The organism is Fulvimonas yonginensis (assembly GCF_037137055.1).
Taxonomy (GTDB): Bacteria; Pseudomonadota; Gammaproteobacteria; order Xanthomonadales; family Rhodanobacteraceae; genus Frateuria_A; species Frateuria_A yonginensis.
In genome coordinates, this window is record NZ_JBBBNY010000006.1 from 46,706 (window position 1) to 59,736 (window position 13,031).

At 70.9% G+C, this 13,031-nt stretch carries 13 protein-coding genes; 5 read left to right on the forward strand and 8 right to left on the reverse strand.

The window, feature by feature from the left end; all coding sequences use genetic code 11:
• Position 1: 1 nt before the first annotated feature.
• The 4 genes from WAT24_RS10005 to prmB form a co-directional block, all read right to left on the reverse strand.
• Positions 2-1,009 (reverse strand): 2-hydroxyacid dehydrogenase, encoded by a 1,008-nt coding sequence (locus WAT24_RS10005; protein ID WP_336807713.1) that lies wholly within the window; start codon positions 1,007-1,009, stop codon positions 2-4.
• A 20-nt stretch (positions 1,010-1,029) separates the two neighbouring features.
• Positions 1,030-2,118 carry a chorismate synthase gene (gene aroC / locus WAT24_RS10010; RefSeq protein WP_336807714.1) on the reverse strand — a complete coding sequence of 363 codons (1,089 nt, stop codon included), beginning with the start codon at positions 2,116-2,118 and terminating at the stop codon, positions 1,030-1,032.
• A 136-nt stretch (positions 2,119-2,254) separates the two neighbouring features.
• Complete coding sequence (locus WAT24_RS10015; RefSeq protein WP_336807715.1) at positions 2,255-2,788, reverse strand: GNAT family N-acetyltransferase; 534 nt, start codon at positions 2,786-2,788, stop codon at positions 2,255-2,257.
• A gap of 136 nt (positions 2,789-2,924) precedes the next feature.
• A complete protein-coding gene (prmB, locus tag WAT24_RS10020; RefSeq protein WP_336807716.1) occupies positions 2,925-3,884 on the reverse strand; it encodes a 50S ribosomal protein L3 N(5)-glutamine methyltransferase in 960 nt (319 codons plus the stop codon).
• A 130-nt stretch (positions 3,885-4,014) separates the two neighbouring features.
• Here prmB and asd point away from each other — a divergent pair, with 130 nt between their 5' ends.
• Both asd and WAT24_RS10030 read left to right on the forward strand, forming a co-directional pair.
• Positions 4,015-4,866 (forward strand): archaetidylserine decarboxylase, encoded by an 852-nt coding sequence (asd, locus tag WAT24_RS10025; RefSeq protein WP_336807717.1) that lies wholly within the window; start codon positions 4,015-4,017, stop codon positions 4,864-4,866.
• Between the two features lie 89 nt (positions 4,867-4,955).
• Positions 4,956-5,411 (forward strand): hypothetical protein, encoded by a 456-nt coding sequence (locus WAT24_RS10030; RefSeq protein WP_336807718.1) that lies wholly within the window; start codon positions 4,956-4,958, stop codon positions 5,409-5,411.
• 33 nt (positions 5,412-5,444) lie between these two features.
• Here the strand turns inward: WAT24_RS10030 and WAT24_RS10035 are convergent, their stop codons facing one another.
• A complete protein-coding gene (locus WAT24_RS10035; protein WP_336807719.1) occupies positions 5,445-6,920 on the reverse strand; it encodes a transglycosylase SLT domain-containing protein in 1,476 nt (491 codons plus the stop codon).
• A gap of 143 nt (positions 6,921-7,063) precedes the next feature.
• Between WAT24_RS10035 and WAT24_RS10040 the strand changes: the two genes are divergently transcribed.
• Genes WAT24_RS10040 through greB form a run of 3 tightly spaced genes read left to right on the forward strand, consistent with a single transcriptional unit; the run spans position 7,064 to position 10,328 of the window.
• Entirely contained in the window at positions 7,064-8,563 is a 1,500-nt protein-coding gene (locus WAT24_RS10040) for a helicase HerA-like domain-containing protein (protein WP_336807720.1), read from the forward strand.
• 2 nt (positions 8,564-8,565) lie between these two features.
• Positions 8,566-9,825, forward strand: a complete 1,260-nt coding sequence (locus WAT24_RS10045) for a hypothetical protein (protein WP_336807721.1) — start codon at positions 8,566-8,568, stop codon at positions 9,823-9,825.
• On the forward strand, positions 9,822-10,328 hold the full coding sequence (greB, locus tag WAT24_RS10050) for a transcription elongation factor GreB (RefSeq protein ID WP_336807722.1): 507 nt from the start codon (positions 9,822-9,824) through the stop codon (positions 10,326-10,328). Before WAT24_RS10045 ends, greB begins: the two co-directional genes overlap by 4 nt.
• Here the strand turns inward: greB and WAT24_RS10055 are convergent.
• From WAT24_RS10055 to rimO, 3 genes are all read right to left on the reverse strand, one after another.
• Complete coding sequence (locus WAT24_RS10055; protein WP_336807724.1) at positions 10,313-10,717, reverse strand: YidH family protein; 405 nt, start codon at positions 10,715-10,717, stop codon at positions 10,313-10,315. The two genes, greB and WAT24_RS10055, sit on opposite strands and share 16 nt — an antisense overlap.
• A 160-nt stretch (positions 10,718-10,877) precedes the next feature.
• Positions 10,878-11,681, reverse strand: coding sequence for a DUF3025 domain-containing protein (locus WAT24_RS10060; protein WP_336807725.1), 804 nt, complete (start codon positions 11,679-11,681; stop codon positions 10,878-10,880).
• 4 nt (positions 11,682-11,685) lie between these two features.
• Positions 11,686-13,023: a 30S ribosomal protein S12 methylthiotransferase RimO gene (gene rimO, locus WAT24_RS10065; RefSeq protein WP_336807726.1), complete on the reverse strand. Its 1,338-nt coding sequence runs from the start codon at positions 13,021-13,023 to the stop codon at positions 11,686-11,688.
• Positions 13,024-13,031: the final 8 nt, after the last annotated feature.

A 13,031-nucleotide genomic window follows, 5' to 3' on the forward strand; every position in this document is an offset into this window, starting at 1 on the left:
ATCAGGGCGCCGGCCGCGCGGCCAGCACCTCGGGGTTGATCGGGGAAGGCGGCCGTCCGGCGTGGGGACCGTGGCCGAACAGCGCCAGCACATTATCCACCGCCATGGCGGTCATCGCGCGGCGCGTGTCCCAGGTGGCGCTGGCGATGTGCGGGCTGAGCAGGGCGTTTTCCCGGGCGAGCAGCGCCGGATGCACCTGCGGCTCGCCCTCGAAGACGTCCAGCGCCGCGGCGGCCAGGCGCCCCTCGGCCAGCGCCGCGGCCAGCGCGGCATCGTCCACGACGCCGCCTCGCGCGATGTTGACCAGTACCGCGGTGGGCTTCATGCGCGCCAGCTCGGCCGCGCCGATCGCGTGTCGGCTCTCGGCGGTCAGCGGCACGGCGAGCACCAGGAAATCGGCCGCGGCGAGCAATCCGTCCTTGTCCACGTAGCGCGCGGCGCAGGCCTGCTCGACCTCCGCCGGCAGGCGCGATCGATTGTGGTAGATGACGGGCATGCCGAAGCCCAGCGCCCGCCGCGCGATCGCCTGGCCGATCCGGCCCATGCCGAGGATGCCCAGCGTACGGCCGCGCGTGTCCATGCCGAGCCAGGTGCGGAACTCGGTGGAGTGCCAGTGTCCCGCGCGCAGCCAGCGCTCGGCCTCGCCCATGCGGCGGGCCGCGCCCAGCATCAGCGCCCAGGTGTAGTCGGCCACGCTCTCGTTCAGCACGTCGGCGGTGTTGGAGGCGAGGATGCCGGCGGCGGTCAGCGCCGGAATGTCGAGGTTGTCGTAGCCGACCGCGAGGTTGGCGACGATCCGCAGCCGCGGCGCGTGCGCCACCTCGGCGGCGCCGATGCGCTCCTTGAGCCCGACGATGGCCGCCTCGCACGCCGACAACCGGGCCGCCAGCTCCGCCGGGGGAAACACGACCTCCTCCGGCTCGGCCGCCACGTCGAAGTACGGCTCGAGTCGGGCGACGACTTCGGGGAAGGTGGGGCGTGAGATCCACACCCGCGGCTTGCCGGTCATGGGGTTTCCGTGTCGGGGGTTCAGGCGATGCGGGGGGCGATCGGCCCCACGTCGCCGCATTGCGCCCGGTGTCGCAGCGCATGGTCCATCAGCACCAGCGCCAGCATGGCCTCGATGATCGGCGTGGCGCGGATGCCCACGCAGGGATCGTGGCGTCCCTTGGTGACCACCTGCACGCTCTCGCCGGCCAGGTCCACGCTCTGCCCCGGCACCAGGATGCTGGAGGTCGGCTTGAACGCCACCGACACCGTCACCGGCTGGCCGGTACTGATCCCGCCAAGGATGCCACCGGCATGATTGGACGTAAAGCCGTCCAAACGCATCTCGTCGCGGTGCTGCGTCCCGCGCTGCGCCACGGCGGCGAAGCCGGCCCCGATCTCGACGCCCTTGACCGCATTGATCGACATCATCGCGGCCGCGAGGTCGCCGTCGAGCTTGCCGTAGACCGGTTCGCCCCAGCCCGGCGGCACGCCCTCGGCCACGGCGTTCACGCGCGCGCCGACGGAGTCGCCCGACTTGCGCAGCGCGTCCATGGCCTTCTCCAGGTCCGGCACCTGCGCGGCGTCCGGCCAGAAGAACGGGTTGGCTTCCACCGCCGCCCAATCGAAACCGCGCGGCGTCACCTCCCCCAGCTGCGCCAGGTAGCCACGTACGCGCACGCCGTAGCGCTCGGCCAGCCATTTCTTGGCAATCACCGCGGCAGCCACCCGCATGGTGGTCTCGCGCGCGGAAGCGCGCCCGCCGCCGCGGGGATCGCGGATGCCGTACTTCTGCCAGTAGGTGTAGTCGGCATGGCCTGGACGGAAGGTACTGGCGATGTCGCCGTAGTCCTTGCTGCGCTGGTCGGTGTTGCGGATCAGCAGCGCGATCGGCGTGCCGGTGGTGCGGCCCTCGTACACGCCGGAGAGGATCTCCACCTCGTCGGCCTCGCGCCGTTGCGAGGTGTGTCGGCTGCGGCCGGTGGCGCGGCGCGCCAGGTCGTGGCGGAATTCCTCCGGCGTGATGGCGAGCCCGGGCGGGCAGCCGTCGATCACGCAGCCGATCGCCGGCCCATGGCTCTCGCCGAAGGTGGTGACGGTGAACAGTTTGCCGAAGGCGTTGCTGGACATGCGGCGCGCCCGCTACGGGAAAGCCGAAGCATAGCCGCTCGTCACCCCCTGTTGGAGCGAGCTTGCTCGCGATGCTCTTGCCCGATGCCGTCGTCAGCGGTGACGCCCGGCAAGCTCGCTGAAATTTTTCGGGGGCCTACGCGGAGGCGGAAGGCCACTCCCTTGCGAGCAGGGCGAACACCACATCGTCCACCCATTCGCCGTGCAGCCACAGGCGCTCGCGGAAGTGGGCCTCCTGGCGCAGGCCGAGCGACCGCAGCAGGGCCAGGCACGCGGCGTTGCGCGGATCCACCGACGCCTGCACGCGGCGCCAGCCGAGCACGCCGAAGCCGTGATCCAGCAACGCCCGCACCGCCTCGCGCGCGTAGCCGCGGCCCTGGTGCACCGGCGCCAGGCTGATGCCGAACTCGGCCGACGCACCCGGCTCGTGCGGCAGGCAGACCCCCAGGTCGCCGATCAGGCCACCCTCGCGCAGACGAATCGCCCGCTGGAACCAGCCTGTCGACGGTTCGGCCGGCTGTCTTTCGATGAAGGCCTTCGCCTCGTCCGGGTCGGCCGGCCGCCAGCCCTGGTAGCGCGCGACCGCCGGCGCGGTGCGACAGGCGAACAGCGCCTGCGCGTCGTATACGCGCAGGCGGTCGATCCGCAGGCGTGTCGTCGTCAGCTCCATACGTCCTCCTGCCTGCCGCCACTGTAGGAACGCGCTTGCTCGCGATGCCCTTTACGGGTTGGCTCGACGCCAGGCAAGAGCACCGGGAACGAGCATCGCGAGCAAGCCCGCTCCTACAGGGAGGCGCAGCGGGCGATCAGCGGCGGGCCGCCGCGGCCGCGCGGATGGCGTCGGCATGCCCGACGAGGTCGCGCCGCTCCAGCGCGAACACGCCCATCGGCCCGACCTTGAACTCGATCCAGACGAACGGCACCTGCGGCAGCAGCTCGGCCAGGGCACGCTCGCTCTCGCCGACCTCGACGATCAGCAGGCCGTCCTCGGTCAGGTGGTCGGCCGCCTGGTCCAGGATGCGCAGACAGATGTCCAGGCCGTCCTCGCCCGAGGTCAGGCCGAGCTTCGGCTCGTGGGCGTATTCGCCGGGCAGCGCCGCATACTCGTCCTCGGTGACGTAGGGTGGGTTGGAGACGATCAGGTCGTAACGGCGCCCACCCAGCGCGTCGAACAGGTCGGAGCGGATCGCCTCGACCCGGTCGCCCACGTGCTGGAAGGCGATGTTCTCGCGCGCCAGCGAAAGCGCGTCCTCGCTGATGTCGACCAGATCCACCTGCCAGTGCGGGTGGTATTCGGCCATGGCGATGCCGATGCAGCCGGAGCCCGTGCACAGGTCCAGCGCGCGCTCGACGTGGCGGTCGTCCAGCCAGGGCGAGAAGCCCGACTCGATCAGCTCGGCGATGGGCGAGCGCGGTACCAGCGCGCGACGGTCGCTCTTGAACTTCATGCCGGCGAACCAGGTTTCGCCGACCAGGTAGGCCACCGGCAGCCGTTCGCTGACGCGCCGCTCGATCAGCCCCAGGACGCGTTCGCGCTCCTCGGCCGTGAGCCTGCCGGCGCCGTAGGCAGGCGGGATGTCCGGCGGCAGGTGCAGGCTGGCCAGCACCAGGTGGGTGGCCTCGTCGATCGGATTGTCGTGGCTGTGCCCGAAGGTGAGCCCGGCGGCCGAGAAGCGGCTGGCGCCGTAGCGGATGAAGTCGATGATCGTGGACAGTTCGGAAGTCACGGGCCTTTCCTGGCGGGCGCGGCGTGGAGGATCGACCATTATCCCTCACCGCCCGCCTCGAGCGTAGCGAGGCGCACCGCAGGGCCCCCGATTCCCCACGTGTCCTTCGACGCAGTTCCGGCACACCCGCGCCGGGCGGGCAGAGGGCGTTGCGCTCTATACTGGCCGGATGACTTTCGCCGTCCTCCTGCAATACCTGCTCCCCCACCGTGCACTCTCGCGGATGGTCTACTGGGCCACGCGCTGGACCTGGCGCCCGTGGAAGGATTTCCTGATCGGCCAGATCGTGCGCCGCTACAAGGTGGACATGACCGAGGCGGCACAGCCCGACCCGTTCGCCTACCAGCATTTCAATGCGTTCTTCACGCGCAAGCTCAAGCCGAACGCGCGCCACGAGGACGCCGATCCCACCGCCCTGATCTCGCCGGCCGACGGTCGCATCAGCCAGGCCGGCCGCATCGTCGACGGGCGCATCTTCCAGGCCAAGGGGCAGGAGTACACGGCCGCCGAGCTGCTCGGCGACGAGGCGGCCGCCCGGCCTTACCGCGACGGCGACTTCGTCACCATCTATCTGTCCCCGCGCGACTACCACCGCGTGCACATGCCGTTGGGCGGCACGCTGCGCGAGACCGTGCACGTCCCCGGGCGCATCTTCAGCGTGGCGCCGTTCGCGGTGGAGGCGATCCCGCGCCTGTTCGCGCGCAACGAGCGGCTGGTATGCCACTTCGACAGCCCGCAGGGACCGTTCGTGGTGGTGATGGTCGGCGCGGTGCTGGTGTCCTCGGTGGCCACGGTCTGGGACGGCCTGGTGATTCCGCCCTACGCCTCGCACATCCGGCGCAAGTCCTTCGCCGGCCAGAACATCACGCTGGCGCGTTTCGCCGAGATGGCCCGCTTCAACATGGGTTCGACGGTGATCGTGCTGCTGCCGCGCGGGATGATCGCGCTGGATGAGCTGCAGTCCCAGCAGACGGTGAAGCTGGGCCAGCGGCTCGGCCGCCGGCCGTTGCCGACCGACTGACGAAAAACGTCATTCTGTGACGTTCTAGGCGTATCACCTGCCGGTATCTTGGCATGCTCCCGGGCGTCTGCTCAGGCCCGGGGGTTCCCATGCAGTTGCTCGTCCCAGTCGTCGCCTTCATCCGCTGTCTGCTGATCGACCGTCAGTTCCGGCGTATCCAGGGCAGCTTCGACGCCTTGCCGCAGGCCGCCCGCACGCGCCTCAGCACGCTCACGCTGCGCGAGATCGGGCAGGCCGCCGCCTGCGAATTCCCCCACCTGTACGGCACGCCGCCGACGGCGCGCTACCTGCCCTGGGGCCTGGGCACCGCCGCCGGTTACACCCGTGCCGGCTCGGACAACCCGGAAATCGCCCTGCGCGGCATCGCACAGTGGCTGGCGGTCGCCTATCACGAGACCAAGGACTCGCCCTACGCCTTCGTGCAGGCCCGCCACCGGCAGTTGCTGCGCGTGGTGAAGGAGCTGAAGGACGTGCACGGCAGCGGCAGCCCCCGCGAACAGGAGGACACGGCCGAGCGCTGGATGCAGTCCGGCGCCGCGGCCTGACGCACGCGACGTCATCGCCGGCCGGCGAGCCGCTCAGCGGCAGGTCGGCAGTTGCAGCACCTGGCCCGCCTTGATGCGGTGGTGCTTGAGGTCGTTGAGCTCGGACACTTCCTGCACGTCCGAGCAGCCGAGCCTGCGCACGATGGCCACCAGCGTGTCGCCGCGGCGCACCACGTAGCGCGAGTGCGGGCGCACCTTGCGGCTGGGCGGCGGTGGATCGGCCTGGGCCACCTGCGGCACCACTGCCGAGTGCAGGTCGCTGGCGAGGATCGGCCAGGGGCCGTCCACGCAGCGCGAGGCGTACACCGCTTCCAGTTGCTTGGGCACCTGCAGCTCGCTGCCCGCCGGCTGCTGCGCCTGCGGGTTCAACCGCGGGTTGAGGTTGCGCAGGGTGCGGAACCAGCCGTCGTCCATGCCCTGGGCCGAGCCCAGGCAGATGGTCAGCTCGGAGAGCGAGGCGGGACGCTTGAGGGTGATGCGGCCCGGCGCGCCGTCGATCTTGGGAAAGTGCAGGTTGTAGCTATCGGGATGCAGGAACAGCCAGGCGGCGGCCAGCACCGCGGGCACGTATTCGCGGGTCTCCTCGGAGAGCTGGTTGTAGATCCTCGGGTCGTAGAAGCTGACGTCGGTGTCGCCGCCGACCATGCGGCGCATGCGCCCCTCGCCCCCGTTGTAGGCGGCCAGCGCCAGCTCGAGATTGTCGTTGAACGCCTTCAGCTGCTCGTCCATGTAGGCGGCGTTGGCGCGCGCGGCCTGCGACGGATCGAAGCGGGTGTCGAACCCGTCCTCGTTGTTGAGGCCGAAACGCAGGCCGGTGGCGTACATGAACTGCAGCGGGCCGGCGGCGCCCGAACGGGACACCGCATGCACCTTGCCGCCGGACTCCTTGGCCATGATGCCGAACAGCAGCGCCTCGGGCAGGTCCGCCTTCTCGTACTGCGGCCACATCTCGTAGCGCATGTACTGGTAGTTGATCCAGGTGTCGACCAGGTTGGAGCGCCACTGGGTCAGCCACATTTCCAGTGCGGCCTTGACCGGCCCGTTCATCGCGATCAGCTCGGACAGCTTGTGCCCGCGCAGCAGGGTCACGCTGCGCTGTGCCTGCGGCAGCGCCGCCGCACCGGCCACGGCCTCCTCGGGCGCCTCCTCGCCGAGCGTGTCCAGGTCGTCGCCGGCGAAGAAGCTGCCGTCCTTCAGGCGCAGCAGCCGGTCGAACACCGAGAAGAAGCGTTGCGGATCGCAGCCGGGCGTGTCGCCGCACCGCGCCGCCGCCTGCTTGAGGCCGTCCAGCGCATCTTCCAGGCTCTGCTCGGAGGCCTGCCCGTTGCCTTCGCGCGCCTGCTGCAGCGCCGTCTCGTAGCCCTTGCTGGCCTGGTCCAGCTGCGCATACAGCACGTTGACGGACGCGGGGGGCCGGCCGCCGCCCCCGGTCGCGCAGGCGGTCAGCAGAACGAGCCCGGCAGCGAGTGGCGCGAGGCGGAAACGATGGGCGAGCGTGGACGACGGCATGACGGAAGCTTGACGGCGGGAATACATTCACCTTAGCGCATGCAGCCGCGATGCCAAAGACACGCCTGCCTGTCCGGTCGCGCGAACTGCGACCTGGATCCGCATGGCTACAATCGCGCCATCCTTCCGCAGGGAACGCACCCATGCCCGAGATCCTGATCGGCCGCAACGAATCCGCCAGCGTCAGCCTGGATCCGCGCTACGGCAACCGCCACGGCATGGTCGCCGGCGCCACCGGGACCGGCAAATCGGTGTCGCTGATGGTGCTGGCCGAAGGCTTCTCGCGGCTGGGCGTGCCTTGCGTGCTGGCCGACGTCAAGGGCGACCTGGCCGGGCTGGCGATGCCCGCGGGCGCGCCCGGCGACAAGCTCAAGGCGCGGCTGGCCACGCTCGGCCTGGACGACTGGCAGCCGCAGGCCAACCCGGTGATCTTCTGGGACCTCTACGGCCGGCACGGCCACCCGCTGCGCGCCACCGTCAGCGAGATGGGCCCGGCCCTGCTCGGCCGCGTGCTGGAACTCAACGACACCCAGCAGGGCGTGCTGGAGATCGTGTTCAAGGTCGCCGACGACCAGGGCTGGCTGCTGCTGGACCTGGCCGACCTGCGCGCACTGCTCGGCTTCGCCGCCGACAACGCCAAGACCATCTCCACGCAGTACGGGCTGATCGGCAAACCCAGCATCGCCGCCATCCAGCGGGCGCTGCTGGCGCTGGAGCAGGCCGGCGGCGCGGCCTTCTTCGGCGAACCGGCGCTGGAGCTGTCCGACCTGCTGCGGCAGGACCTGAGCGGCCGCGGCGTGATCAACGTGCTGGCGGCCGACCAGCTGATCCTCAAGCCCAAGCTCTACGCCACCTTCCTGCTGTGGCTGCTGTCGGAGCTGTTCGAGCAGTTGCCGGAAGTGGGCGATCCGGAGCAGCCCAAGCTGGTGTTCTTCTTCGACGAGGCGCACCTGCTGTTCGACGACTGCCCGCCCGCGCTGCGCCAGCGGGTGGAACAGGTGGTGCGGCTGATCCGCTCCAAGGGCGTCGGCGTGTACTTCTGCTCGCAGAACCCCGACGACGTGCCCGAGCAGATCCTCGGCCAGCTCGGCAACCGCATCCAGCACGCCCTGCGCGCGTTCACCCCGCGCGACCAGAAGGCCGTGCGCGCCGCCGCGGAAACCTTCGCACCCAACCCGAGGCTGGACGTGGCCGCCGCGATCGGCCAGCTCGGCGTGGGCGAGGCGCTGGCCTCGACCCTGCGCGAGGGCGGCGTGCCCAGCCCGGTCGAGCGGGTACTGGTCACCGCGCCGCGCTGCCGCATCGGCGCGATCAGCGAAGCCGAACGCAGCGCGGTGCGCCAGCGTTCGCCGGTCGGGGCGAAGTACGACACGGCGATCAACCGCGAGTCGGCCGCGGAGATGCTCGCGCGGCGCGCGCAGGCCAAGGCAGCCGATGCGCAGACCGTCGCCGCGGGCGTGCCGCCGCCCGAGACGGCCGGCGGCAGCGCCTGGGGCGGCGCGGTGCACGACGCCCTGTTCGGCACCCGGCGACGCCAGGGCATGATCGAGACGATGGGCAAGCAGGTCGTGCGCACCATGGGCAGCCAGCTCGGCCGGCAGATCCTGCGCGGCGTGCTGGGCGGCATTCTCGGCGGGCGCTGAGCATGCCGCGCGTCGCCACCGTCCCCGCCGACCTGCCGCTGGCCGAGCGTGTGCGCCGGGGCTTTTCCTATCCGCTGCGCGGGTCCGCCCTGGCGACCTGCATCGCGCTCGCGCTGGCCCATTACGTGGCCTTGCTGCCCGTTTTCATCGGCCTGTTCGGCGCCGCGGCGGTATGGATGGCGACCTGGCGCTATGCCGCCGACTGCATGCAGCACACCGCCCACGGCTACGCCGATCCACCGGACGTGGGCATCGACGGCGACAACGATGCCGGCTGGGCGCTGACCGCGATCCACCTGTTCGCGGTCGACTGCGGCGTGCTCGCCGGCGTGTTCTTCCCGGCGCTGCTGTGGCCGCTGGTCGTCGTGTTCGCGCTGATCCTGCCCGCCATCGACATGGCCCTCGCCTTCGATGCCAACCTGGCCCTGGCGCTCAACCCGGCCCATCTGGCGCGCGTGGTGGCGGGTTTCGGCACCGCCTACCTGGTGCCGGTGGCGATCAACCTGCTGCTGGGCGTGCTGATCGTCGCCGCTTCGGTCGCCACGGCGGCGCTGCCCCGGTTGCTCGCCGTGCCGGTGTTCGCGTTCCTCTGCAACTACCTGGTGTTCCTGGCGTTCCACCTGATGGGCGGCATGCTGCAGCAGCGCCGGGAGCATTTCGGTATCGAGGCGCGCGCCGAGGCACTCGCCGAGACGTCCGGCCAGGACCAGGACGGCCGGCTCGCCGCGCAGGCCCGCGAGCTGGCCACCGACGACCCGCAGGCCGCACTGCGGCTGCTGGCCGGACGACTGCAGGACCGGGCCGCGCCACCGGTGCTGCACGAAACCTACCGCGATCTGCTGCGGCAACAGGGCATGCGTGAGGCCCTGCTGGTGCACGGACAGATCTGGATCGCCGCGCTGACGGCCGGTGGCGAGGCCCGCAGAGCGCTGCGCCTGGTGCAGGAATGCACCGACCTGGATCCCTCCTTCCTGCCCGACGACCCCGGCCACGCCGGCGTGCTCGCCGAAGCCGCGGCACGGCACGGCATGAACCGCATGGCCGCGCGCCTCTGCCGCGGCTTCCTCGACGCCTGGCCCGGGGATACGCGCGCGCCGGAGTACGCCCTGCTCGGCGCCCGCCTGCTCGGCGCGCCGCTCGGCCAGCCGGGCGAGGCGCTGGTCCTGCTCGGCCGGCTGGGCACGCTCCCGGCCGATCATCCGAAGCGGGCCGAGGTCGCGACCCTGGCCGCGCAGCTGGGGCAGGCGGAGGGGATCGCATGAGCCGCTGGCGGCCACCCGCGCCCTCCTCCACCGCGATCGTCACCCGCGAGGGCTTCGAGAAGCTCAAGGCGGAACTGGACCACCTCTGGCACACGCTGCGCCCGGAGGTGGTCAAGGCGCTGGCCGCAGCGGCGGCCGAGGGCGATCGTTCCGAGAACGCCGAATACACCTACCGCAAGAAACAGCTGGGCGAGATCGACCGGCGGGTGCGCTACCTCAGCAAGCGTATTCCCGCACTCAAGGTGGCGGAGGGGACGCCGGCCGATCGGGACACGGTCTACTTCGGCGCCGAGGTGGAGGTGGAGAACCTCGGCACCGGCGAGACGGTGCGCTATCGGATCGTCGGCCCGGACGAGACCGACGCCCGGCGCGGCTGGATCAGCATCGACTCGCCGCTGGCCCGCGCGCTGCTCAAGAAGAAGCTGGACGACGAGTTCGAGGCCGAGCTGCCCGCGGGACGCACCCGCTTCGCGGTGACCGGGATCGACTACGCGTCCGGCTGAGTGCCCAGCGCGGCCAGCTCCTGGCCGACGTAGACCACCAGGAACAGGCCGAGCAGCACCAGGATCGCCGCCAGCAGCTTCTCCCCCACCGGGCCCGCATAGGCCTCGGTGCGCTCCAGCGCGATGTCGTGCCGGTTGCGCAGGAAGCGCGCGGACGCCAGCAGGATCATCAGCGCGCCGAACACGATCAGCAGCAACCCTACCCATTCGGTGGTATGCAGGTGCAGGTGCAGCTTGCGCGCCGCGCGCGAGGCGTTGGCCGAGGCGTAGGTGAGGAACAGGTCAAAGCGCTCGACCAGGAAGCCGAACGCCATCACGGCGATCGCCGTGCGCACCCAGGCCAGGTAGGTACGCTCGTTGGCGGCGTGGTCGTTGAAGCGGGGAATCACGCGCGGACGCCTCGACCAAGGGAACCCTACCGTGCCGCAAGCCACGTCAAGGCACCGTCGGCCCGAACCCGGCCTGCCGACCCGCAGCAACGGGCGTGCGAGCGATGCCTTTCCGGGTGGGCGGCAGGCGCAGAAGCATCGCGAGCAAGCTCGCTCCTACCTAGGCGGCGGGGTGGAGCGGTGCGGGATAGGTCCGGCCCGGGCGCAGCGGACGGTAACAGGCCGCGTCGCGATGGAAGGCCTCGCGCTCGCCCTCCCGGTGCCAGCCGGGAAGGCCCGACAGCGGCAGCGGGCGCAGTTCCTGCGGATCGCACAGCAGCTCGCCCGCGGCGATCGCGCCGGCCACCTGCGCGCAGGCGGCGGCCTCGTCGTCGCCGAGCACCGCCAGCGCCTTGCCGACCAGCAGCTTGTCGGGCGTGAGCGCGTGCTCGAGCAGGGCGTGCCCGAACACCACCAGCCGCAGCCGCCCGTCCCGCCAGGCGTCGCGCTCGCGCCAGAACAACCCGTACCAGTCGTGGGCATCCCACAGCGCGAGCAGGCGCGCCTCGCGCAGCAGGACGATCGCGCCGGCCTCGTCGAAGTGGGTGAGCGCGCACTGCGCACGCGAGCGCCGGTGCGGGCCGAGGCGGCGGATGTCCGCCACCTGCCGCGCATTCAGGGCCCGCTTGAGCTCGGGGTAGCGAAGCCAGACCAGCGCGTTGAAGAGGTCGTGCCAGTTGCCTTCGCGGGTGGCGACGAGCCCCCGCTCCGCGATGCGCTGCTCGTAGTGCAGGCCGTCGGCCAGCAGCGCCGGCGTCTGCGCCACGAAACGCTCGCGTGCGTCCGCCGGCAGGTACGCATTGAACGCCTCCGGCGCGGGCCAGTCGCCCCGAAACAGATGTGCGTACGCGCGCCAGGCGTCCAGCGGCGGCCGGTCGAACACGCAGGGGTCGACCGCATCGCGCGCCGGCGCGACGTAGCGCACCGCGTCACACCACCGTGAGCAGCGGCTGCGCCAGGCGGGCGTGCAGGTCGTGCTGGTCGGCCGCCTCGACCGTGACCTGCACGAACTGGCCCGGCTTGAGTCCCCGGCCGTCGGCGATGTGCACCATGCCGTCGATCTCCGGGGCGTCGGCCGAGGAGCGCGCGACCGCGCCGCCCTCGCCCGCCTCGTCGACCAGCACGGTCAGGATCCGGCCGATCTTGCGTTGCAGCTTGGCCGCGGAGATTCCGGCCTGGACTTCCATGAAGCGCTCCAGCCGGTCTTCCTTGAGCTCCTCCGGCACCGGGTCGGGCAGCGCGTTGGCCTTGGCACCCTCCACCGGCGAATAGGCGAAGGCGCCGACGCGGTCGAGCTGTGCCTCGCGCAGGAAGTCGAGCAGCTCCTCGAACTCGTCATCGGTCTCGCCGGGGAAGCCGACGATGAAGGTGCTGCGCAGGGTGAGCTCCGGCACGGCGGCACGCCAGGCGCGGATGCGCTCGAGCGTGCGGTCGATGTTGCCGGGCCGCTTCATCAGCTTGAGGATGCGCGGGCTGGCGTGCTGGAACGGGATGTCCAGGTAGGGAAGGATCTTCCCCGCGGCCATCAGCGGCATCACCTCGTCCACGTGCGGGTACGGGTAGACGTAGTGCAGGCGCACCCAGGCGCCGAGCTCGGACAGGCCCTGGCACAGCTCGGTCATGCGCGTGCGGTACGCCTTGCCGCGCCATTCGCGCTCGGCGTACTTGAGGTCCACGCCGTAGGCGCTGGTGTCCTGCGAGATCACCAGCAGCTCCTTCACGCCACCCCTGACCAGCTTCTCCGCCTCGACCAGCACCTGGTCGACCGGCCGCGAGACCAGGTCGCCGCGCATGGACGGAATGATGCAGAAGCTGCAGCGGTGGTTGCAGCCCTCGGAAATCTTGAGGTAGGCGTAGTGCTTGGGCGTCAGCTTGACGCCGGTGTCCGGCACCAGGTCGAGCAACCGATTGCGCTGGGGCGGCAGCGCCGTGTGCACCGCACTCATGACGCTGGCGTAGTCCTGCGGGCCGCTGATCGAGAGCACCTCGGGGTAGGCCTCGCGGATCAGTTCCGAGCGCTTGCCCAGGCAGCCGGTGACGATCACCTTGCCGTTCTCGTGCAGCGCCTCGCCGATGGCGTCCAGCGATTCCTGCACCGCCGCGTCGATGAAGCCGCAGGTGTTGACCACCACCGCGTCGGCCGCCTGGTAGCTGGGCACGATCTCGTAGCCCTCCACCTTGAGCTGGGTGAGGATGCGCTCGGAATCGACCAGCGCCTTGGGGCAGCCGAGGCTGACGAAACCGATCTTGGGAGAGGACTGCGGCATGGATGCGG